23 protein-coding genes are annotated in these 20912 nt (G+C 56.1%); 10 read left to right on the top strand and 13 right to left on the bottom strand.

Going from position 1 to position 20912, the window contains the following annotated elements:
- Positions 1-23: 23 nt before the first annotated feature.
- The 3 genes from QZ725_RS01860 to QZ725_RS01850 form a co-directional block, all read right to left on the bottom strand.
- Positions 24-374, bottom strand: a complete 351-nt coding sequence (locus tag QZ725_RS01860; protein ID WP_293775883.1) for a chaperone modulator CbpM — start codon at positions 372-374, stop codon at positions 24-26.
- An 11-nt stretch (positions 375-385) separates the two neighbouring features.
- Complete coding sequence (locus tag QZ725_RS01855; protein ID WP_293775881.1) at positions 386-1342, bottom strand: DnaJ C-terminal domain-containing protein; 957 nt, start codon at positions 1340-1342, stop codon at positions 386-388.
- A 133-nt stretch (positions 1343-1475) separates the two neighbouring features.
- Complete coding sequence (locus QZ725_RS01850) at positions 1476-2174, bottom strand: VIT family protein (RefSeq protein ID WP_293775880.1); 699 nt, start codon at positions 2172-2174, stop codon at positions 1476-1478.
- A 156-nt stretch (positions 2175-2330) separates the two neighbouring features.
- On the opposite strand from QZ725_RS01850, the gene QZ725_RS01845 reads away from it, so the two are divergent.
- The 6 genes from QZ725_RS01845 (at position 2331) to QZ725_RS01820 (ending at position 8708) form a co-directional block, all read left to right on the top strand.
- Positions 2331-3527: a nitronate monooxygenase family protein gene (locus tag QZ725_RS01845; RefSeq protein ID WP_293775878.1), complete on the top strand. Its 1197-nt coding sequence runs from the start codon at positions 2331-2333 to the stop codon at positions 3525-3527.
- A 286-nt stretch (positions 3528-3813) separates the two neighbouring features.
- Positions 3814-5709, top strand: coding sequence for an AsmA family protein (locus tag QZ725_RS01840; RefSeq protein WP_293775876.1), 1896 nt, complete (start codon positions 3814-3816; stop codon positions 5707-5709).
- A 114-nt stretch (positions 5710-5823) separates the two neighbouring features.
- Positions 5824-6045, top strand: a complete 222-nt coding sequence (locus QZ725_RS01835) for a hypothetical protein (RefSeq protein ID WP_293775875.1) — start codon at positions 5824-5826, stop codon at positions 6043-6045.
- A 47-nt stretch (positions 6046-6092) separates the two neighbouring features.
- On the top strand, positions 6093-6962 hold the full coding sequence (asd, locus tag QZ725_RS01830; RefSeq protein WP_293775874.1) for an archaetidylserine decarboxylase: 870 nt from the start codon (positions 6093-6095) through the stop codon (positions 6960-6962).
- Positions 6963-7072: 110 nt separating this feature from the next.
- The gene (locus QZ725_RS01825; protein ID WP_293775872.1) at positions 7073-7996 is read left to right on the top strand and encodes a DedA family protein/thiosulfate sulfurtransferase GlpE; all 924 of its coding nucleotides are present in this window, start codon (positions 7073-7075) and stop codon (positions 7994-7996) included.
- Positions 7997-8027: 31 nt separating this feature from the next.
- Positions 8028-8708: a MarC family protein gene (locus tag QZ725_RS01820; RefSeq protein WP_293775870.1), complete on the top strand. Its 681-nt coding sequence runs from the start codon at positions 8028-8030 to the stop codon at positions 8706-8708.
- Positions 8709-8803: 95 nt separating this feature from the next.
- On the opposite strand, the gene QZ725_RS01815 is transcribed toward QZ725_RS01820, so the two are convergent.
- Positions 8804-8935, bottom strand: coding sequence for a hypothetical protein (locus tag QZ725_RS01815; RefSeq protein WP_293775869.1), 132 nt, complete (start codon positions 8933-8935; stop codon positions 8804-8806).
- Entirely contained in the window at positions 8932-9348 is a 417-nt protein-coding gene (locus QZ725_RS01810; RefSeq protein ID WP_293775868.1) for a GreA/GreB family elongation factor, read from the bottom strand. The genes QZ725_RS01815 and QZ725_RS01810 overlap by 4 nt, the downstream gene beginning before the upstream one ends.
- 427 nt (positions 9349-9775) lie before the next feature.
- On the opposite strand from QZ725_RS01810, the gene QZ725_RS01805 reads away from it, so the two are divergent.
- The gene (locus QZ725_RS01805; protein WP_293775867.1) at positions 9776-10222 is read left to right on the top strand and encodes an NUDIX hydrolase; all 447 of its coding nucleotides are present in this window, start codon (positions 9776-9778) and stop codon (positions 10220-10222) included.
- Positions 10223-10263: 41 nt separating this feature from the next.
- Here the strand turns inward: QZ725_RS01805 and QZ725_RS01800 are convergent, their stop codons facing one another.
- Together QZ725_RS01800 and QZ725_RS01795 are read right to left on the bottom strand one after the other, a co-directional pair.
- Positions 10264-12465: an ATP-binding protein gene (locus tag QZ725_RS01800; RefSeq protein WP_293775865.1), complete on the bottom strand. Its 2202-nt coding sequence runs from the start codon at positions 12463-12465 to the stop codon at positions 10264-10266.
- 249 nt (positions 12466-12714) lie between these two features.
- On the bottom strand, positions 12715-13449 hold the full coding sequence (locus tag QZ725_RS01795) for a sulfite exporter TauE/SafE family protein (RefSeq protein ID WP_293775864.1): 735 nt from the start codon (positions 13447-13449) through the stop codon (positions 12715-12717).
- A gap of 109 nt (positions 13450-13558) precedes the next feature.
- Here QZ725_RS01795 and smpB point away from each other — a divergent pair, with 109 nt between their 5' ends.
- On the top strand, positions 13559-14008 hold the full coding sequence (gene smpB / locus QZ725_RS01790) for an SsrA-binding protein SmpB (RefSeq protein WP_293775862.1): 450 nt from the start codon (positions 13559-13561) through the stop codon (positions 14006-14008).
- Here smpB and QZ725_RS01785 read toward each other — a convergent pair.
- The 6 genes from QZ725_RS01785 to QZ725_RS01760 all read right to left on the bottom strand — a co-directional run bounded on the left by QZ725_RS01785 (position 13996) and on the right by QZ725_RS01760 (position 18453).
- Entirely contained in the window at positions 13996-15300 is a 1305-nt protein-coding gene (locus tag QZ725_RS01785) for an MFS transporter (protein WP_293775861.1), read from the bottom strand. The genes smpB and QZ725_RS01785 overlap by 13 nt on opposite strands.
- A 16-nt stretch (positions 15301-15316) precedes the next feature.
- Entirely contained in the window at positions 15317-15901 is a 585-nt protein-coding gene (locus QZ725_RS01780; RefSeq protein ID WP_293775860.1) for a TetR/AcrR family transcriptional regulator, read from the bottom strand.
- A gap of 244 nt (positions 15902-16145) precedes the next feature.
- Positions 16146-16391 (bottom strand): hypothetical protein, encoded by a 246-nt coding sequence (locus QZ725_RS01775; protein ID WP_293775859.1) that lies wholly within the window; start codon positions 16389-16391, stop codon positions 16146-16148.
- Positions 16392-16559: 168 nt separating this feature from the next.
- On the bottom strand, positions 16560-16922 hold the full coding sequence (locus QZ725_RS01770; protein ID WP_293775857.1) for a glyoxalase superfamily protein: 363 nt from the start codon (positions 16920-16922) through the stop codon (positions 16560-16562).
- On the bottom strand, positions 16919-17593 hold the full coding sequence (locus QZ725_RS01765; protein ID WP_293775855.1) for a tRNA-uridine aminocarboxypropyltransferase: 675 nt from the start codon (positions 17591-17593) through the stop codon (positions 16919-16921). Before QZ725_RS01765 ends, QZ725_RS01770 begins: the two co-directional genes overlap by 4 nt.
- A gap of 245 nt (positions 17594-17838) precedes the next feature.
- Positions 17839-18453, bottom strand: a complete 615-nt coding sequence (locus QZ725_RS01760; protein ID WP_293775853.1) for an NAD(P)-dependent oxidoreductase — start codon at positions 18451-18453, stop codon at positions 17839-17841.
- A gap of 103 nt (positions 18454-18556) precedes the next feature.
- On the opposite strand from QZ725_RS01760, the gene QZ725_RS01755 reads away from it, so the two are divergent.
- Positions 18557-19462 carry a LysR family transcriptional regulator gene (locus QZ725_RS01755; protein WP_293775851.1) on the top strand — a complete coding sequence of 302 codons (906 nt, stop codon included), beginning with the start codon at positions 18557-18559 and terminating at the stop codon, positions 19460-19462.
- Positions 19463-19753: 291 nt separating this feature from the next.
- Positions 19754-20912, top strand: a 1159-nt coding sequence (locus QZ725_RS01750; protein WP_293775849.1) for an MFS transporter, incomplete at its 3' end; no start/stop codon positions are given.

Raw genomic sequence — 20912 nt, 5'->3', positions numbered from 1 at the left:
TATTCAGGAGCAGATATGCCGAATCATCCTGTGCGATGTCCGAGTCGTGCCAGTTGGGCATGCAGGCTGTCGATGCGCTCCAGCAGATCGAGCGCCAGCGCGATGCCTGCTGCATTGATTTCCATGTCGTCTGCCATCTGCCGTGCCAGTCGGGCACGCCGCAACATCGTGCCGTTGAAGCGCCAGTTAGCCGGCTCGCTACCATCGGGTTCGTTACTCGATTCACCTAACGAAGGCACCAGCACACCTTCGCTTACCCAGCTCGACACCGTATCGTGCGTGGCGTGGCAACTGTGACAGAGTTCGGTCAGCGTGAGGGTGATGTCGTCGTCGATGAGTTGTGCATGCACGTGTCGAATCACGGTCTGGTTCATGTCTCTCCTCCTTACAATGCGGCACGCGGATTGAAATCGAATGCGGCCTGCCATGTGCGATAGGCTTGTTTGTCTGCTTCGCTATGCGCGGGTGGCAAGACGATATTCAGCACGACGTACAGGTCGCCAGGCGACTTGCCGGGAATACCGCGCCCCTTGAGGCGCAACTTGCGGCCTGCGGCCGAATTGGATGGAATCGTCACTTCGACCTTGCCGTCTGGTGTGTCGACACCGATGCTGGCTCCCAGCGCCGCCTCCCATGGGGCCAGCGGCAAATTGAGATAGACGTCACGACCATCCACGCGATAACGTGCGTGCGAGCGGAAGGCAATTTCCAGATACAGATCGCCAACCTTGCCGCCATTGAAGCCGGGGCCACCTTGGCCGCTCAAGCGCAAGTTTTGTCCTGCGCGTACACCTTTCGGAATTGTGACGCGCAAGCTGCGTTCGCGCTGGACGTGATGCCCGTGTTCGTCGATGTCGGGCATGCGTAACGAAATCGTGCGTTCGGCGCCGCGATAGGCATCTTCCAGATCGATTTCGATACGCGCATGCACATCCTCGCCCGGCATTTGCATCGTGCGTTGCTGACTACGACCACTGGCCTGACGGCTGAACATCTGTTCAAAAAAATCACCGAAATCCATGCCTTCAAAACCGCCAGCCGTACCTGCACCGCCAGCACCACCGGCGTAACTGCGGAAATCGAAACCGGCATCACCACCGGGAGGCTGGAAATCCTGGCCGTTTTGCCAATTGGCGCCAAGGCGATCGTAGGAGGCGCGTGACTCGGCATCCTTGAGCACCTTGTAGGCTTCGCCGATTTCCTTGAAGCGTGCTTCAGCATCCGCTTCCTTGCTGACGTCGGGGTGATATTTACGCGCCAGCTTACGGTAGGCGCTCTTGATGTCATCCTGGCTGGCGTCGCGTGAGACACCCAGCGTTTCGTAATAATCCTTGAATTTCATGTATCAGGCCCTTTTCGGTGAAGGATGCTGAACAGAGAGAAATACTGAAAAACCGTTGTCGTTCTAGATGAGGTCGCCTGGTCCGGCTTCAAGCATTGTCATCTCACGGCCTTGATACAAGTCGATTGCACATCTATACAACAGTGCCGAACAGATGGCCGACGCCCGCCGTGACAGCCATTGCCACGGCACCCCACACGCCCACGCGTACTGCTGCGCGCATGATAGGCGCTCCGCCGGCAGCAGCTGCCAGCGAACCGAGAATGATCAGAAAAATCAGGGACGTCAGCGCCAGCGAGGAAATCAGCATCGATGCCGGTACCAGCATCGCCGTAATGACGGGAAGTGCAGCGCCCGCACCAAAGGTAATGGCAGAGGTGATGGCCGCCTGCAAGGGCTGCGCACGGCCAGCATCGTGAATGCCCAGTTCATCGCGGGCATGCGCAAGTAAGGCATCGTGCGCAGTCAGTTGTTCGGCAACCTGGCGTGCCAGATCACTTGAGACCCCACGTTTGATGTAGATGTGCGTCAGTTCGTGCAGTTCGGCATCCGGCTGCGTGCGCAACTCTTCACTCTCGATGGCGAGATCAGCATGTTCAGCATCGGCTTGCGAGCTGACCGACACGTATTCGCCGGCTGCCATCGACATGGCACCCGCCACCAGGGCGGCAATGCCGGCAGTCAGCAGTTGTTCGCGCCCGGCCTGCGCTGCAGCGACGCCGAGCAACAGGCAGGCAATGGAAATGATGCCGTCATTGGCGCCCAGTACGGCAGCGCGCAACCAGCCCACGCGATGGCTGTAGTGTTTTTCATTATGGGCGCGACGAAACATGACACTCTCCGGCAGAAAGGTGCTGCTGAGACGACGAAATAGCATTTCGGTTCAGCAACGATTGAGCAATATCGACAGTCTCCGTGCTTTTTGATCCATGTCAATCGCCCCATGAAGTGCTTTGCTAGAGTCAGGCATCTCTCATTTTTCGCGGATATGACTGTGCTGCAAACCGACTTACCCAAACTGATCATCCGAAACAAACCGCTGCTGCCGATTGTGCAAGGTGGCATGGGCGTCGGCATTTCGGCCCATCGGCTCGCCGGCAATGTCGCGCACTTGGGTGGAATGGGCACCATTTCCAGCGTGGACTTGCGTCGTCATCATCCTGACCTGATGGCACAAACCGGCGATTCGCGCGACAAGGAAGCCATCAATGCCGCCAATCTTGTAGCTCTGGATCGCGAAATTCGTGCGGCCAGGCAACTGGCGCAAGGCAACGGCATGGTGGCGGTAAACATCATGCGGGCAGTGGCCGATTACGCCGCTTACGTCCGGCAGTCGTGCGAGAGCGGGGCAGATGCCATCGTGGTCGGTGCCGGCCTGCCGATGGATCTGCCGGAACTGGCAGCCGATTTTCCAAATGTGGCGCTGATTCCGATCTTATCGGATGTGCGCGGTATCGGCCTGATTCTCAAGAAGTGGATGCGCCGCGATCGCCTGCCGGATGCCATCGTGATCGAAAATCCGCGTTACGCGGCCGGGCATCTTGGCGCAGCCACGCTGGAAGGCGTCAACGATGCGCACTTTGCGTTTTCGGTCGTGATCGAAGGTACGCTGGCGCTGTTCGATCAACTCGGCATCGCTCGCGATCGTATTCCGCTGATCGCTGCCGGCGGCATCCATACACCGGAGCAGGTACGTGATCTGCTGGCATTGGGGGCCAGTGCGGTACAACTGGGTACGGCATTCGCGGTAACCAAGGAGGGCGATGCGCACGAAAACTTCAAGCGCGTGCTGGTCGGTGCCAAGCCCGACGATATCGTTACCTTCATGAGTTGTGCCGGCCTGCCAGCACGTGCGGTGCGCACGCCGTGGCTGACGCGCTATCTGGAAAAAGAGGAAAAATTGCAGAGCAAGGCGGCGCCCAAGGAATGTACCGTGGGCTTCGACTGCCTGCATCAATGCGGCTGGCGCGATGGATTGGCGAAAGCGGGGCAGTTCTGTATCGACACCCAACTGGCCTTTGCGCTCGAAGGCGATCTGGAGCGCGGGTTGTTCTTTCGTAGTTCCGAACCTTTGCCATTCGGTAGCGCATTGCACTCCGTGCGCGACCTCATGGATTATCTGCTGCATGGCGTTCAGCCCGCAGCGCAGCATCAGGCATGCCAGCCAGTCGAGCAGGCGGCTTGACATAGACATCGCCACCAACGCGTTATTTCATTTTTTTATTTGTCATCCATTTCCTACCGCATGTCGCGCGATTGACGGCGTGACGTGCGGCGTCAACTCGTCTATTCTCCCTGACCATCGGATCATTGCGCCTACAAGCACCTAACAAAAACGTTCTGGTGTCGTTGCTGCGTTTTGCCTTGCATTCTCTCGGCAATGCAGCGCTTGGCCAGAATCCAGAATCGTTTCGCTGGATTTTGTTGGCTAGGCTGAATGGCGTTGATCCTTCTTGATCAACTGGGGTGTTATGCGCGAATGGCGGAAATGGGCTTGGGCCGGTGCGGCAGCGGGAACGCTGCTGCTGATACTGGCTGCCGTCTTCCTGTATCGCCTGGCCGATGGTGAGCAACTCAAGCAATTTGCACAAGACAAGGTACGCCAAGCTTGGGGGCGCGAACTCGGCGTTGGCGATCTGTCGGTATCGCTATTGCCTTACCCGCATCTGGAAGCACGTGATGTCAGCGTCAGCAATCCTGAATGGGCACATGACCCGCATTTGCTTGTTTCCTCACGCATCGAGGCACGTTTTGCCTTGTTGCCACTCATTGGCGGCAAGTTTGTGCTCGAAAGCCTGCGTTTCGATGGTTTGCAGACCAATTTTGAAATTGGCAAGGATGGTCAGCGCAACTGGGACATGCCGGGCGAACGTCATTTGCAGGCATCCGATATCGAACTGACCGATCTGCGCATTCGTAACAGTACCGTCACCTGGCGCCAGGCTGAGGCAGAACCCTATTCCCTCCACATCACGCATCTGGAAGCCGAAGGTTCTGCACATTTGCGTAACGTGGCGCTGGATGCCGTACTACGACGCAACGATCAGGACCTGACCCTCAAAGCGGAATTCAACGATCTCGCAGCCTTGGGCAAACCAGGCGCCAGTACCGGCGGTATGCTGTTTGCCAAAAGCGATCAGTCGACCTTGCTGATCAAGGGAACATTGCCGATTTCCCTGGAACCGCAAAGCTACGCCTTTTCGGCGGCGATGAATGCGCCTTCGCTGGCGTCTGCCTATCGTTTCTTTGCGCTCGATCAACGTTCGCCGGTACCGCTAAAACTGGATTTGCAGGCACAGGGGGCGGGCCGGAAGCTATACATCAGCGATCTGAAACTGGAAATGGGCAAGCTGCAGCTGCTGGGCGCCTTGCAGATTGATCGCAGTACCAGTCGCCAAACCTATGCCGTCGATCTGCATGCCAATCTGATCGACATGCGGCAAACCTTGCTCGACGCCGGACGACCCGCCGGTCCGGAAAAGCCAAGCAATGAGTTGTTCCGTGACAAGCCCTTGCCGTGGCCATTGCTGAGCGCTTTGCAGGGCATGGATGGCCGTATTGATGCGCGCATCGATCTGCTTCGCCTGCGCAACGGTATCGAAGTCAAGGATGCGCGAGCACAAGCGCGTACACGCGACGACACGATGGACGTGGCTGCTTTTTCAGGCACCTTGCTCGATGGTGGCGTGCAGGGCGACGCCACGTTTGTCGCAAGAAGTCGCGCCGTCAGGCTGAATATGGAACTGGACAAGACATTGCTCTCGCAATGGTTCAAGCAGACCGGCAAGAAGCTGCGTGTAGATCAAGGGCGTATGCGCGTGGACATGCGGGTTGAAACGCATGGCGAAAGCATGAAGGAACTCGCAGCCAATATCACCGGCCCGCTCAATATCAATATTGGCCAGGCACGTATCGATTCGGCACAAGCCGGTCAGGCCGAATACTGGCTGAACGGCCTATTTTCTGCCAAGGATGCGAAACGCGTGGACATGGCCTGTTTTTCGGCCAAGCTGCCTTTCAAGGATGGTGTTGCCAAAGGATCTGGCATTGTCGGCGCGCGTAGCGATGCCAGTCAGTTGCTTACCAGCGGTACGGTGGACATGCGCAAGCAGACGCTGGATTTGCGTGGCAAGGTGCGCGCCCGTTCGGGTATCAGCCTTGGCATTTCCACCTTTGCGAACGAGGTGAAGATCACAGGGCGTATCGCCAAGCCGGAAATGGGACTGGATGAATCTGGCGCAGTCGGGGCACTGGCGCGTATCGGCGCGGCGATTGTGACTAGCGGTGTCAGTATCGTCGTGACCTCGATCTGGGACGGTGCGAATCCCGAGTCCGATCCGTGTCAGGTGGTGTTTTCGCGCAAGTAACTGCCGGTGGAAAATGTGGTGAAACGCTTATGTATGCAAGGATTGGCGTACTCTGGGATAGAATTCGCGCCCAACACCCGTTATGATGACGGCAATTTTTATAAAGGATGGTGCATGGCAAGGTTGGAAGACATCGTCAAGAAATACCAGGACGGTGCCCGTTTCGTGATTTCCGCCCCGATGTTGCGGCTGGACGCGGAAGAGTTCGATACCTTGGTCAAGGTCTGGATGCAGGACGACAATCGCGGCTTCGAGCTGGCGGAACCGCCGCATCGCAAGGTCGTTGATGGCGAATTCTTCATCGACCGCATCACCGTCATCAGGGTATCGACGTAAGCGCTGCCGCTGTTTTTCTCTCACTCTTTTTGGAGCCGGCCCGGATCGTGTTTACCCGCTTGTCCGTCATTCCCCAATATTTTTTGCCCAAGAAGGCGCTGACGGCGTTTGCCGGTCTGGTTGCCGGCGCGGAAGCCGGCCGCATTACGACAGGCTTGATCCGCTGGTTCATTGGCAAGTATCAAGTCAACATGAGCGAGGCAGCCAATCCGGATATCCACAGCTACGCCACGTTCAACGACTTCTTCACGCGTGCCTTGCGGCCGGGTGCGCGCCCGCAGGCCGATGCCGATTTCCTCAGTCCGGTGGATGGCGCCATTAGCCAATTCGGCAAGATTCATGACGATCTGATCTTTCAGGCCAAGGGACACAACTATCTGACGACGGCCTTGGTGGGCGGCGATCAGGCATTGGCTGAACAGTTCCGTCACGGTAGTTTTGCCACGCTGTATCTGAGCCCGCGCGATTACCATCGCGTACACATGCCATGCGATGGTCGTCTGATGCGCATGATCTATGTGCCGGGCGCCTTGTTTTCAGTCAATCCGACCACGGCGCGTGGCGTGCCCAATCTGTTTGCGCGCAACGAGCGTGTGGTCTGCGTGTTTGATAGCGTGCATGGGCCGTTCGTCATGGTGCTGGTGGGCGCGACCATCGTTGGCAGCATGCAGACCGTTTGGCATGGCGTGATCAACCCGCCACGCACGGGCCAAGTACGCGAATGGCGCTACGACAAACAGCATCTGGTACTGAAGAAGGGTGAAGAGATGGGGCGTTTTCTGCTCGGCTCGACCGTCGTACTGCTGTTTCAGAAAGACAAGCTGGCATTCGAACAATCCTGGCAATCGACCGGCGCGATCAAGGTCGGCGAGCGCATGGCCGATCTGGTTGTGTCGGATACGCAAGTCGTTTCGTAGCGAAGCATGCGGTAAACGCAGAATGAAGTAATCAAACCGTTTGCCGTATTCTTTCCAGCGTATGTCGAGTCACGCACATGGTTGCGTCATTTTTCTGAAAACAGTTGGCCATGGATTTTCTGCTCGACCTGATTGCCCAGTACGGTTTGCTATTCGTCTTCGCGAATGTGCTGATCGAGCAGCTTGGCGCGCCGGTACCGGCCTATCCCACCTTGGTCGTCACCGCAGCATTACTTGATCAGGCAGACTATTCGGCAGCCGCTTTGTTTGTAATTGGCGTCGGCGCGGCGCTGATCGCCGATTATGCCTGGTACATGACCGGTCGGCGTTTTGGTGGCAGTGTGCTGGCACGACTTTGCCGGATTTCCCTTTCCCCTGACTCTTGCGTAAGGCAAACGCAGTCCGTCTACCGGCGTTACGGCCCGGCTTCACTGCTCGTGGCGAAATTCATTCCCGGTTTTGCTTCGGTCGCCAGTGCATTGGCAGGCGCGGTTGGCACACGTGCATGGCAGTTCATCCTGTTCGATCTGTTGGGCGCCGCGCTGTGGGTCGGCTCCGCCGTCTTCCTCGGTTCGCTTTTCCGTTCAGCCGTGACCGATCTGCTTGATATCCTGGCGCAATTGGGAAAATGGGGCATAGCCCTGGTGGCGGCGGTATTTGCGCTGTATCTGTTGCGCAAATGGTGGCAGCGCCATGCCTTTCTCAAGGAACTGCGTATGGCTCGCATCAGTGTGGGCGAACTGGATGAGCAATTGAAGACCGCGACGCCGCCTGTCATTATCGACGTGCGTTCACGTAGCGAGCAGGAAGCTGGACGGATTCCCGGTGCGTTGGCGCTGAACGATGACGATCTCGGTGCATTGATGGTAAACATGGATGCAGATGCCGAAGTGATTCTGTATTGCTCCTGTCCGAACGAAGTCTCTGCCGCGCAGGTGGCAAGAAAGCTCATGAAGCATGGTTACAAGCGCGTGCGTCCTTTGACGGGCGGCATGGATGCATGGGTGGCCGCCGGTTATGAGGTGGAAAAATGACAATGTTTTCTTGTGATGATCGGGCCTGGCAATGCTGATCCTTTTTCTAAAAGCAGCGATCCTGGTGCCCGTCACCTTATTGCCGATCCTGAATCCATTCGGTAATGCCCCCGTCTTCGCAAGCCTGGCCGGCAATATCAGCCGGGAGGAAGAAAAACGACTCGCGCGTCAGGTTGCAATCAATTGCTTCTGCCTGTTGCTGGGCGCGATGTTCATCGGTTCGCATGTGTTGATGTTCTTTGGCATTTCGCTGCCTATTGTTCGCATCGGCGGCGGACTGCTTGTGATGGCGACCGGCTGGCGCTTGCTGAGCGACCACGGACAGGATGCGATTCGGACACAGGTTGCGACCAATCAGGCAGAAGCGTGGTCGGATGACGAACTAAAGGTGCGTAGCTTTTACCCGATCAGTTTTCCGTTGACGGTGGGCCCCGGCACGATTGCCGCTTCCATTACCTTAGGCGCAAACACGCCGAACCGTTTGCTCGATCAGGTGATTTCGCTGGGCAGTGCCGCATTGGGTGCCGCGTTGACGGCACTCGTGATTTTTCTTTGCTATCGCTATGCCAATGGGATCGTGCGCCTGCTTGGCAGGCTGGGTACCTTGGTCGTTTTGCGACTTTCCGCTTTCATCCTGTTGTGCATCGGTATCGAGATTTTCTGGCATGGTGCACTCGATTTACTGATGGAAGCCGGCTTATTAGCCCATTGAAATTAGCCAATTGAAGGCAGACCACGGCCTGACGCCGTGGTTGTACGGTACTGGCCAGTGCAGCCGCATCTGAAAGATGCCATCACTGGCCATGCTTACTCACCAAACAGCCAAAGCAGGGTGGGAGCGGTACTTGCGGCAAGCAGCGCAACAATGCCGATCCATGTGCGCTGGCGACGACGACGTTGAACCCGTTCCAGCCGACGTTGCAAAAATTCCTTCTTCATGGCTCGCTCGTTGTTTCCAGCGCTTCTGCAGACTGAATGTCGATAATGCGCATTTTTTCGTGACGTCCGGAAGGCAGATTCACATCGACTAGGGCATTGTTCTTCCTGCCGATCAGTGCGAGACCAATTGGCGTCAAGACCGAGATGCGTCCTTGTGCAGGGTCCGCTTCTGTTGGAAGAACAAGCGTGACATTGCTGGATTGGCCGCTCGCTTGCGAAGCGAACGTAATGCTGCTGCCCAGCAAGGCGATATCCTTGCGTCGCGAACCTGCAGGCAGGCGTACTGCACTGGTCACGATATCGCTCAGTTCTTCAGCCGCGTCGATTTCCGCGCCATCCAGGCGCAGCATGTGTTCGGCGAGTTGATAAAGCTTGGCGACGTCGTCTTGGGAAAGATAGCGTTGATTTTTCATGGCGAAAGACTCCCGGCCGATCATGCGGATCGACCAACGTGAAACATGAGAATGAAAAGAACACGGTGCCGAAGGGCAACCGTCAATCAGTCAAACAGCGGAGAGGAGGCTCGGGAGCAGGGGAAAGCAGGTTTCCCGTCTGATGCTCACCGAGCCAAGGAAAGGCAGGCGAGATCTTTGGTGCTGGCAGGCACTTGCGCCAGAGGCGCGGCCGCGAGCATGCTTGCCGCTTTCTGCAGACGCAATGCGGCCTGATCCATGAAGGATCCGGTTGCAGTCGGCAGGAAGAGGGCGGACAACATGGCAGTGGCAAGCATGTGTTGAATAAGAAGGCTTGAGTATAACGGCCAGGTTTTTTTCGTCAACCTTGCTTGGTTTGCGCGTAGATGCAAGGCGCTACAATAGGCAGCTTTCTTTTTTATCCATCATGTCCATCCTTCCACGCTTTCCCATTCCCGCCGTGATCGCCGTGCTCGTCAAGGACGATGCACTGCTGCTGATTTGTCGCAAGACCCCGCCCGATGTGGGCATGTGGGGCTTCCCAGGCGGCAAGATGGATTTCGGTGAGACCATGGCGCAAGCCGCGGTTCGGGAGTTATGCGAGGAAACCGGTGTGGTTGCTGAAGCGCAAGGTGTGTTGACCGTGCTGGATTCCCTGCACAAGGACGAAGCCGGCAACCTTACGCATCACTTTGTGATTACCGCGATCGCCTGCACTTGGATTGCGGGTGATCCCGTCGCCGCAGACGATGCGGCCATCGCAGAGTGGGTGCCGTTTGTAGAACTGTGCGACGGGCAGCGCGAGCTGATCTTTGCCGTGGATCGCGTAGCGCGGATGGCGATGGAAGCGGCAGGGCGTCCCTGTTCGGTTTGAACGCTGCGTGAACAGTAAAAACGGCGCATGGAGCGCCGTTTTTACTTTGGAATGATGATGTCGAAAATGACTTCGCCTTCGACGCAACGGACTGCAATGCTGCCGTCGTGGCCTTTGACGATTTCCTTCACGATATACAGGCCGAGGCCGAGTCCGCCCTGATTTTTCTCGTTCTGCAGCGAAGACGATTTGAACGGATTGAACAGATTGGGTAGCAGTTGCGGATCGATAGCCGGGCCGTGATTGGCAATGCTGATATGCAAATTGTCCTCATCCGACTTTGCCACGACACGGATCGGCTTGGCATTGTCACCGTGGTGACGTGCATTGCTGAGCAGATTCGATACGACCTGGCTCAACCGATCTGCATCGACATCGGCAGAGCCGGCTTGACCGATATCCAGCAGAATTTGCAGATGCGGGTGCGCAATCGCCACTTCGCGTACGAGATCGCGCAGCAGGGGCGCTATCGGCGTCGGCAAACGTACAATGCTAAGGCCAAGCCCGTTCTGGATGCGGCTCACATCCAGCACTTCCGAAATCAGACGTTTCATGCGACCGCTGGAATTGGTGATGCGTTTGCCAAGGGCTGATTGCGTCTTGCCGCTCTCGGTTGCGCCTTGCCGTTCCAACATTTCCGCCGCCATCATGATGGCTTGCAGCGGATCGCGCAGGTCATGTCCCAGTGTGGCAAACAGCATGTCGCGCGCACGTTCGGACAAGGTGCTTTTCGCCAATGCAATCGCTTGCAGATCGGTGCGGAATTGTGAGGCGATTTCCAGTTCGCTCGCCAGCCACGCATGGCTGCGGTTCTTGACTTCCTGCTTCCACTCGGTAAATGAGCCGCGAGGCGTCAATCGATCGCCAAGCGGACCGATTCCATACGTCTTGTCGGGATTGCCGCCCCAGCGTACGCTTTCGATCTGCTCATTGCGAAACCAGAACAGATACCCATTGCGTTCGCTGTGAAAACGCACAGCAAGCAGACCAGCCATGTTGCCGCTAGCATCTTGTAACGCTGGCACATCGCGCACAATCGAATCCGTCAGGAAAACGTCGCTGCTGACATTCGTATCCAGCCAATTGATCCATTGCAGAACGTGCGCTTCTGACGGGGCGTTGCCGAACACAGTGACTCGGCCATCGATAGAGGCGGCGGCACCTTGGCAGGCAATCAGGTCCAAGAAATTCGGGTTTTCTTCGGACAGAGCATGCAACAGATCGCCAGCTTGGCTGGTGCGCTCGGTGATGCGAATGCGTACTGCGGCCGAGCGCTGGATCGCACGCGCGTGTTCCTGCGTCAATGTGCGTTCCACCAAGACGCTGACAATCTGCGACAGCAACTGGCACGACATGCGGACTGCGCGCGGCACCAGATAAGGCGTCATGTGATGGCAGGCGATCATGCCCCACAGGCGATCGTTGACGACGATGGAGATACTCATGGAGGCCGCCACGCCCATGTTGGTCAGATATTCGACATGAATCGGCGAAACACTACGCAGCACACTACGGCTCAGATCGAGTGGCGCATGCGTTAGCGGATTGTTTTGCGGGAACAGTGCGACTGGTCTGTAGCCGATGTCGGCAATCAGGCGTAGCGGGTTGAGAATGTAGAGGCGGCGCGCCTGGGCCGGAATGTCACCGGCAGGGTAACGTTGACCAACAAAAGGTTCTAGGTCGTCGCGGCGCCATTCGGCCACCACCTCGCCACTGTCATCCGGTAAAAAACGATAAGCCATGACACGATCGAAACCGGTCAGGGCATGAATTTCCGATACGGCTACCCGCAGTAATTCGTCGGTATCCGTTTGCCGCTGAATACGTGAAATGGCCCGTTGCGCCAACACCGCGAAAGCGTCGAGCGTAATGGCAGACTGCCGGCTTTGCTCGAATTCGACCAATACGAGCCCGCCCGATTTGCTGAAAATGATATCGAACTTGCCTGTCGGCAGTTGCGTATCAAGGATGTCGTCATGCACTTCTTCCAGCGTCAACGCCTTCGCGATGGCATCACGTACGGGCTGGTTCAGATGGTCAAAATCCAGTGCTGCGCCAATGTTCGGCAAGGCGCCGAGCATGTCGTTCGCATTCTCACTGTGAATCAGGAGGGTGCCATTACGTGCAAACGCCAGCAGCGCGCCATGCGGCTGAATCGAACCAGGAATATGAATTGGCTCGCGATCACAATTGGTTAAATCGACAGGAAGGTTGCCGCCGGCAAAGGAAATCGGTGTGATCATGCGTCGACACCATGGGGCTGTAAATGCCGTGATGTGTCGATCTTGTCTGCATTAGACAGGATTGTGCCGATATCCACATTAAAAATTGGCAGGATGCACATCGTGCGCGTTGCTTGATGGATCACGTAATCAGCAAGAGAAGGCATCGTAATGAGGCTGGGCTTTCGGGCACCTTGAATTGATCGAAGGATTGTACGTGAGTCCATCCATGCAAACAGCAAAAGATGCAAAACTGCTACGTCTTATTTCTTACTGTGAGGATTTGATGGCTGCCCACAACAACGAAAGCCCCGAACAAAATAACAGCGCATCAAGTAAATACTGAAATGCCTGCTCGCTCATCTTGAGCATGACGATCTTGCCAATGAAAGTGCCGGCCATGATCGAGGACCCCACGACTAAGCCCTTGATGATGATGTCGAGTGGCAATGCACCGAATTCGCCGAATACGAACAACTTGCTCAAATACAGCATGAATGAGCTGGCGGCTTCAGTGGAAAGAAAGGCGCCTTTGACCAATCCATAAGCACTAAAGGCGGGAACGCTCAACGGACCGGTGGAAAGCACGAGACCCGTCAGATAGCCGACGACAAGGCCCGCGAGAGACAATTGCCAGAGTCGCAGACGAAAGGCATGCGCTTTCAACCAGTGTCGCACTGGAACCATTGCAATGAAAAAGACGCCAAGACAAAGGTTGATGATGCCATCAGGCAGCGACAGCAAGGTTCGCGCGCCAAGTGCAGCGGCCGGCATGCCAGTGACGGAATAGGCCGCGACGGCACGCCAGTCGATCATCGACCACCAGGCAATCACGCGGGACAGATTGGCCAGCACGGCAGCAATGGCCATGATGGGTACGGCTTCGATCGGTCCAAAGGTATAGACCAGAACCGGTAGCAGCATGATCGATGAGCCGGTGCCGACAATGCCGCTGATAACGCCAGCCGCCAAGCCAACCAGCAAGACGAATAGATAGCCGCTCATATCGCGTCACTTGTCGCACAAAGAAGGGAAGCTGCCGATCTTAAACCATGCACGCTGTCCGTGCCTTGCGCGGTACACTCTGGCCCATAACGAAACACTGAAAACAGTCATGAGCATTGCCGACAACAAAAAGGCCCTACACGATTACACCATCATCGAACGCTACGAAGCCGGTATGGCCTTGCAAGGCTGGGAAGTCAAGGCGATTCGGCAAGGACGTGTACAACTCAAGGAAGCGTATGTAATCGCGCGCGATGACGAGATTTTTCTTTTTGGTGCGCATGTGAGTTCGCTGACAAGTACCTCGTCTTTCTCCCACCCCGAGGCACGTCGGACACGAAAATTGCTTCTGCATCGCCGCGAGATCGACCGACTGGTCGGCAAGGTGCAACAAGCCGGTTTCACGATGGTGCCGTTGGATCTGCATTGGGTGAAGGGACGTGTCAAATGCAGTATTGCCTTGGCCAAGGGGAAGCGCGAGTACGACAAACGCAACGCAGAACGCGAGCGCGACTGGTTACGCGAACAGCAGCAGATCATGAAAATTCATCGCCGCTGATTGTCGTCAGCTTTTATCTGTGTGGTGCGGTCCTGCCGCGGAATGAGAAAAATCACCATCGCAGCCACTAGGCAAGCCGCGCCGGCTGCATAAAGCGCAGGATTGTAGGTTAACAGCCAAGTGCGCGTGAGGCCCGCGCCATAAGCCGCGACGGCCGAACCGAGTTGATGCGCGGCGAATATCCAGCCGAACACCATGCCTGCCTGTTCCTTGCCAAAAGCGGATCCGGTCAGCTTGACGGTCGGCGGAACGGTAGCAATCCAGTCCAATCCGTAAAACAAGGCAAATAGCGACAAGCCGTACAGCGTAAATTCCGAATGAGGCAGCCAGAATAGCGAAAGGCCTCGCAAACCGTAATACCAGAACAGTAATTTGCGGTTGTCATAGCGATCCGAAAGCCAGCCCGAAAGAATGGTGCCAACGAAATCGAACGCGCCCATCATGGCCAGCACGCTGGCTGCAGGTACGGCGGCAAGCCCGTAGTCGCCGCACAGCGAAATGAAATGCGTTTGGATCAGGCCGCTTGTACTGAGACCGCAGATGAAGAAAGTGCCGGCCAATACCCAAAAAGTACGATGACGTGCCACATGGGCAAGCACGTGCAATGGCTCCAGCAAGGTCAGTCGAGACGGCTGCACGGGAGCAATCGGCATCTCTGGATCGGCACCGTAAGGTCGCAGACCGATATCTTGCGGTTGATTGCGCAGCAATAGATAGGCCAATGCACACACAATGGCGCATACGATGAAAACGGGCACGACGGCCATGCGCCAGCCAAATTGTTCAATCAACCAGGCAGCGAGCGGCAGAAAAAGCAATTGTCCGGTGGCCGTACTGGCCGTCAGCATGCCGATGACAAGGCCGCGACGTTTTTCGAACCAGCGGCTTGCTACCACGGTGCCGAGTACGAGCGCGGTCATGCCCGAAGCGACCCCAAGCGTCAGGCCCCACAGCGCAAATAAATGCCAGAGTTCGCGCATCTGCGTGGAAAGAATCAGGCAGGCGGCAATCAGCAGCAAGGCGCTGCAAACGACTTTGCGCAAACCGAAACGCTGCATGAAGATCGCTGCAAACGGGCCGATTAAACCGTACAGCATGAAACGAATGGCCATTGCGGACGAAATCTGATCGGCATTCCAGCCAAACTCCCTGCTCAACGGCTGCAGCAGGGCGCCAGGCAGACCAAGTGCCGCAGACGATGTCAGCATGGTCAGGAAGGTCAGAGCGGCAATAATCCAGCCGTAGTGCAGATTCTTGCGTTGCAGCCAGTCTGAAAACGATTGGGAAAGCATGGTTTAAAGGGACACGTTATTCAGCAAGGAGTTGTTCGCGCACGGCGGACAGGATTTCATCGGACAAGTCATCGCCTTGTGTGGCGCGCGCCAGAAGCAGTGCGCCGACCATGGTGCTCCATTGCACAAGCGCCTTTTTACGGCGCTTGTCAGCGTCTCGGATGGTGGAAGCGCTAGTCAAGAGATCGATGAGGTCCTTGCTGCCTTCGAGATACGCTGTCCGCACAGGCTTTTCCAATGGTTCGCGAATCACATCAGCGGCCAGCGCAACGGCAGGACAGCCATTGCCTACCTGATCAACCATCCTGGGTGTGAGATAAGGATCGACAAGCGCGTGCAAGGCCTTCGTTCCAGCCGGTTTTTTCTGTATGCGACTCTGCCAACGCTCGATCGACTGCGCGAATGCATGCGTACAAGCCGCAGCGACCAGCTCATCCTTGCTTGCAAAATGCCCATAAAAGCCGCCATGCGTCAGCCCGGCAGCCTGCATAAGGTCGGCGACGCTGATGCCGTTCACGCCTCGTTCCCTGAAAAGTCGGGAAGCGGTTTCCTCAATGCGGGCGTGATTGCGAGTGCTTTGTTCTTTGGAAGCGCGCGGCATGACGATATGAAGAGACGTTGTGATTCGACGAATATAAATGATGACCCTCATCTAATCAATAGATGATCATCATAATTTATAAGCGAACGCGTATCGTCTCGAGCGACTACGCAGAAGTCGACGTCGTGTTTATAGGCAGGAGATTAGGAAACGAAACATCGCCCCACGCAGCTAACAATAGGCGGTAAATCGTTGCGGATCGAAATGCGCCATCAAAGGTTTGATGCCTTTGATGTGCAGCTAACTAGAAGTCCCCCCAGATACTGTCTTCGTTCGGGTCGCCTTCGGCGCGACTTTGCAAAGTATCGAGAATGCGTTGCTCGGCTTGCTCCCAGCGTTCGAGCACATGCGGATCATCGGACTGGCAGATCAGCGAGTCGAACAGCTTGTTTTCCACCGCATACAGATTGAACACGGCGATGTTGAAGATACGCGCATAGAAACGACGGCTGTCGGTATCCATCCCGGAAAACATCTTTTTGGTGCCCATGATGACCTCGCAAGTCAGGTTGTGCGATTTCATTATAGGAGTGCTTTGCGCCAAGCAATATAACTACATGTGGGTAAGGGTCGGTTTGTTCTGGCGATGTTGCGAAAAGGAGAAATTCCTGCAGCATGAATGATGACGAGTTTCTCTCGCGGTCTCCGCCTGTTCTGATTACGGATGCAGCTCGCAAAAGCGCAGGCGATTGCCAAAAGGATCACTGATCTGCATCAGGCGTCCCCAATCGACCTCTTCGATTGCAGGGCGACAGCGTGGATGCTGCCTGGCGATCAATTCCGCATGCAACACGGCGATGTTGGCTACGGGAATGAATACGGTCGCGCCGGGACTGGCATCGCCGTAATGTTCGCTTAAGTGCAAGCACAGCGCATCGCGGCGAATCTGCGCGTATAGCGGCAGATCGGCTTCAAAACGATGTTCCCATTCCAACGTGAAACCGAGAAAATCGAGATAGAAGTCCTTGGCAAGCGCAACATCGAAAATGCGAAAAATGGGAATGGCGGATGAGAGTGTCATGGTTTGTACTCAGAAGTCGGTGAGCCAAGGGCGTGCTGTTGTCTATATGTCTGTTGCTGTGCGACGAAACCGTCGAAGGCTTGCAGCATCGGCACATAACGATTTGTGTCACCTTCCAGTTGCGCGAGAGCGTGGCAGGTAGCTTCGAATGTCGAGAGCTGGTCGTCACGATGCGCCTTGCGAATATGGTAACGCGAGGATGTGATGTCCTTGAGCGCTACGCGTGGCAATGCAGCCAATAAAGGATTCAGATAAAGCATCTTGCGACTTTTGCGCCATGTGGCATCGAGCACGACCAGGCGGTCTGGCTTGAGATGATTCTCATGACTGCCTGCATCGCCGTTTGTGTACGTTGCAGCGTCTTCAGGATAGAGCAGGGCGGTAATCGGCTTGCCTGATGAGTGCTCGGCCAGTTTGTCGCACGGGCCATGCAGTAAGGATTGGAGGGTTTCAGCGTCGAATTCTTCGCCGATTGCCAGGCTGCTGTGTTGCAGGCTGCGATGAAGAAGTAATCCGGTGCCTTTGGCGTGACCGGTTTCCAGCGGGTGTTGGAGGATGAGTATGTCGATCGTATTTCCGGTCGGCATAATCCAGTGACAGATGCATGCGCTTTGCGGGCGTTCGCATTGCACGCACAGGGCACGGCGCGGTGTTGCGTCATTCTCGCTCATGATCGTATTGCGCCAAATGAATCAGGGCAGCATGCAATACATGACACAAGCTTCACGCGCCTGTGCCAGCAGGCAGGGACGGCGCGCAAATTGGATCGAATAAAGCAGAAATGAAACATGCCCGGATTCTACTGCATGCATTCTAGGCCGTTGCGGATGACTTCTACATTCTTCCTGTATTGAGCAAGTGCGCAAGCTGTGATGGCGGCGTTGGGCGCGCCATCGCGCTTGTGCAAGGTACTGGTTCAATATCCGATTGTGAAACGCTGGCGAGAATGTGCAGGTTTCTCCAGTTCATCGAGATAGGCGATCGCGTAGTCGGCAAACGTGATCCAGCTGCGGCCATTCGCATCGACCAGCAAGTCATCCTTGCCGAGACGGAATTTGCCGGTGCGCGGTCCCTCGACGAACTCGGCCGATGGCGACAGGAAGGTCCAGTCGAGCTCTTTTTCATTACGCAACATATCCAGATAACGGGCGCCGGCACTGGCTTCCGCCTTGTATTCTTCCGGGAAACCCTGTGCATCAATGACACGCAAGCCGGGCGCAGCGAACAAGCTGCCCGCTCCGCCAACGACAAGCAAGCGTTTGACGCCCGCATTTTTTACCGCATTCAGAATCTTGTCCGACTCGATCGTGCTGAAGTGGGCGGCACTGAATACGGCATCGTGTCCGGCCAGGGCTTTTTGCAGGGCTGCGGTGTCCTGCACATCGACATCAACCGCCGTGACACCAGCACGTGCCGGCGCCGCGCTGGCTTTGCGAGCAATGGCGGTAACGGAATGGCCTCGACGCAGTGCTTCTTCGGTCAGTTGACTGCCGGCGCGGCCGGTAGCACCAATGATGGCGATCTTGCTCATGATGATTCCTTTGTTGATGTTGGAAAAGCTTGAGCATAGTTGCTCATTTGATTCTAAAAAAGTCTAGTATTGGCGATTATTTGTTTCTGAAATCGTGCAAATCATGGACCGTTTGACTGCCATGCGAGTTTTCGTCAGTGTCGTCGATGAAGGTAGCCAATCGGCTGCGGCACATCGCCTGTCGCTTTCGCGTCCTGTCGTATCGCGCTACCTGGCTGAACTGGAAGAGTGGGCGGGGGCACGCCTCATGCACCGTACGACGCGGCGTTTAAGCTTGACCGCTGCTGGAGAACAGTTGCTACCGCGCTGTCGTCGCATGCTGGAAGAGATGGAAGAAATGCAGGGGGCGATGCGCGATACCGAGGCGCAACCGGCCGGATTGCTGCGCATCACCAGCAGTACCTCCTTCGGACAAACGTATCTGGCTGCCGCAGTGGCGGATTACGTGAAACGCTATCCGGCAGTCCATATCGACATGGTGCTGCTCGATCATGCGGTCAATCTGGTGGAGGAGCGCATCGACCTGGCCGTGCGCATCAGCCGCGATCTCGATCCCAATCTGATTGCCCGCCGGTTTTCTTCGTGTACATCGGTCATCTGCGCCGCACCCGATTATCTGGCGCAACATGGTACGCCGCAGCGCCCGCAACAGCTCTCGCTACATAACTGCCTGACACATTCCTTTTATGGCACCAGCGTCTGGCACTTGCATGGAAAATCAGATGAGCGACTAGTCATTCCGGTCAAAGGCAATATCAGCGCCAATGATGCAACGACCTTGTTGCAAGCCGCGCTTGCTGGTGCTGGCATTGCCCAATTACCGACTTTTCTTGCTGCACCGCACTTGCGCAATGGCAGTTTGCAGCGTCTGTTGCCAGCCTATGAACCGCAATCGCTTTCCATTTATGGCGTCTACAGTTCGCGTAAGCACATGCCGGCCACCTTGCGCAGCATGCTGGATTTTCTCGTGGAGCGGTTTGCGAATGACCCTGATCTCGAAAAGCTGTAAGCTGGCTGTAAGCTAATATCCATGCGGGTCTCGCTCAAATTTAATTTCATCTCAGGGTGAATTTTTTGCATCTCGCAATGCGTTTTGCGGGGATATGATCGTTGTCCGACCAAACCCGGTCGACCGATTTTCCCGGCAGACATCCTCTGCCGTGATTCTTGCAAAAGCCTGCCAATCCAGTCTGTTTGCACATGCCATGCGCTTCGCGCATCAATTTTCAGATCCGGCCTCGGTCGCTGCATCACGTGATGCTGCAACGCGGCCGAAATCGTTTTAAGAGCAGATAATTTCATGAGCGCTACTTTTCCGGACGTCGCTGCACGCGACCGTCAACAACAGGAAGACAGCATTTACGCAAAAGTCACCCTGCGTTTGCTGCCATTCCTGTTCCTCTGTTACGTTGCGGCGTACCTTGATCGCGTCAACGTCGGCTTTGCCAAACTGTCCATGTTGAATGACCTGCAATTTAGCGAAACCGTCTACGGTCTTGGAGCAGGTATTTTCTTCATCGGTTACTTTCTGTTCGAAGTGCCGAGCAATATCATCATGCACCGCGTCGGTGCTCGCGTCTGGATCGCCCGCATCATGATTACATGGTCGATTCTGTCGGCCGCCACCATGTTCGTCACGACCCCGACCGCGTTCTACGTTATTCGCTTCCTGCTGGGTGTGGCCGAAGCCGGCTTCTTCCCAGGCATCGTGTTGTATCTGACGTACTGGTTCCCGACTTCGCGTCGTAGCCGCATGAACGCCTTGTTCATGATCGGTATTCCAGTCGCAGGTGTGGTCGGTGGCCCGTTGTCGGGCTGGATCATGAATCACTTTGCCGGCTGGAATGGCTGGCACGGCTGGCAATGGCTGTTCCTGATCGAAGCGATTCCGTCGCTGGCGCTGGGTATCATGTGTCTGTTCTTCCTGCCGAACAGCATTCGCTCAGCAAAATGGCTGTCGGAAAGCGAAAAAGCCATTCTCGAAACGAATATTGCCGCTGATGCCGGCAGTGTTGAAAAGTCGCATTCGCTGTCTAGCGTCTTCACGAATCCCAAAGTCTGGTTGATGGCCGCGATCTACTTCTGCTGCATGATGGGCTTGTATGGCATCAGCTTCTATCTGCCAACATTGGTGAAAGCCTCGGGCGTCAAGGATGCATTGGACGTCGGTCTGCTGACTGCCGTGCCTTATACCTGCGGCATCATCGCGACCTTGCTGGTCGCGCGTAGCGCCGACCGTACCGGCGAACGTCGCTGGCACTTTGCCATCGCCAGCGCATTGGGTGGCCTCGGTCTGTTCCTTAGCACCGTATGGGGGGACAACGTCGTTCTCGCGCTGTGTGCCTTGTCGTTGGGCACGGCCGGCATGTTGTCCACGATGCCAATCTTCTGGACATATCCGGCTGCAATTTTGAGTGGTGTGGCTGTGGCGGCAGGTATCGGCTTGATCAATTCCGTGG

Origin of the sequence: uncultured Oxalicibacterium sp. (assembly GCF_913776015.1) — a bacterium.
In the GTDB taxonomy this organism is placed as follows: Bacteria; Pseudomonadota; Gammaproteobacteria; order Burkholderiales; family Burkholderiaceae_D; genus Oxalicibacterium.
The sequence above is the reverse complement of the archived record's forward strand: the minus strand, read 5'-3'. Positions and strand labels throughout refer to the sequence as shown.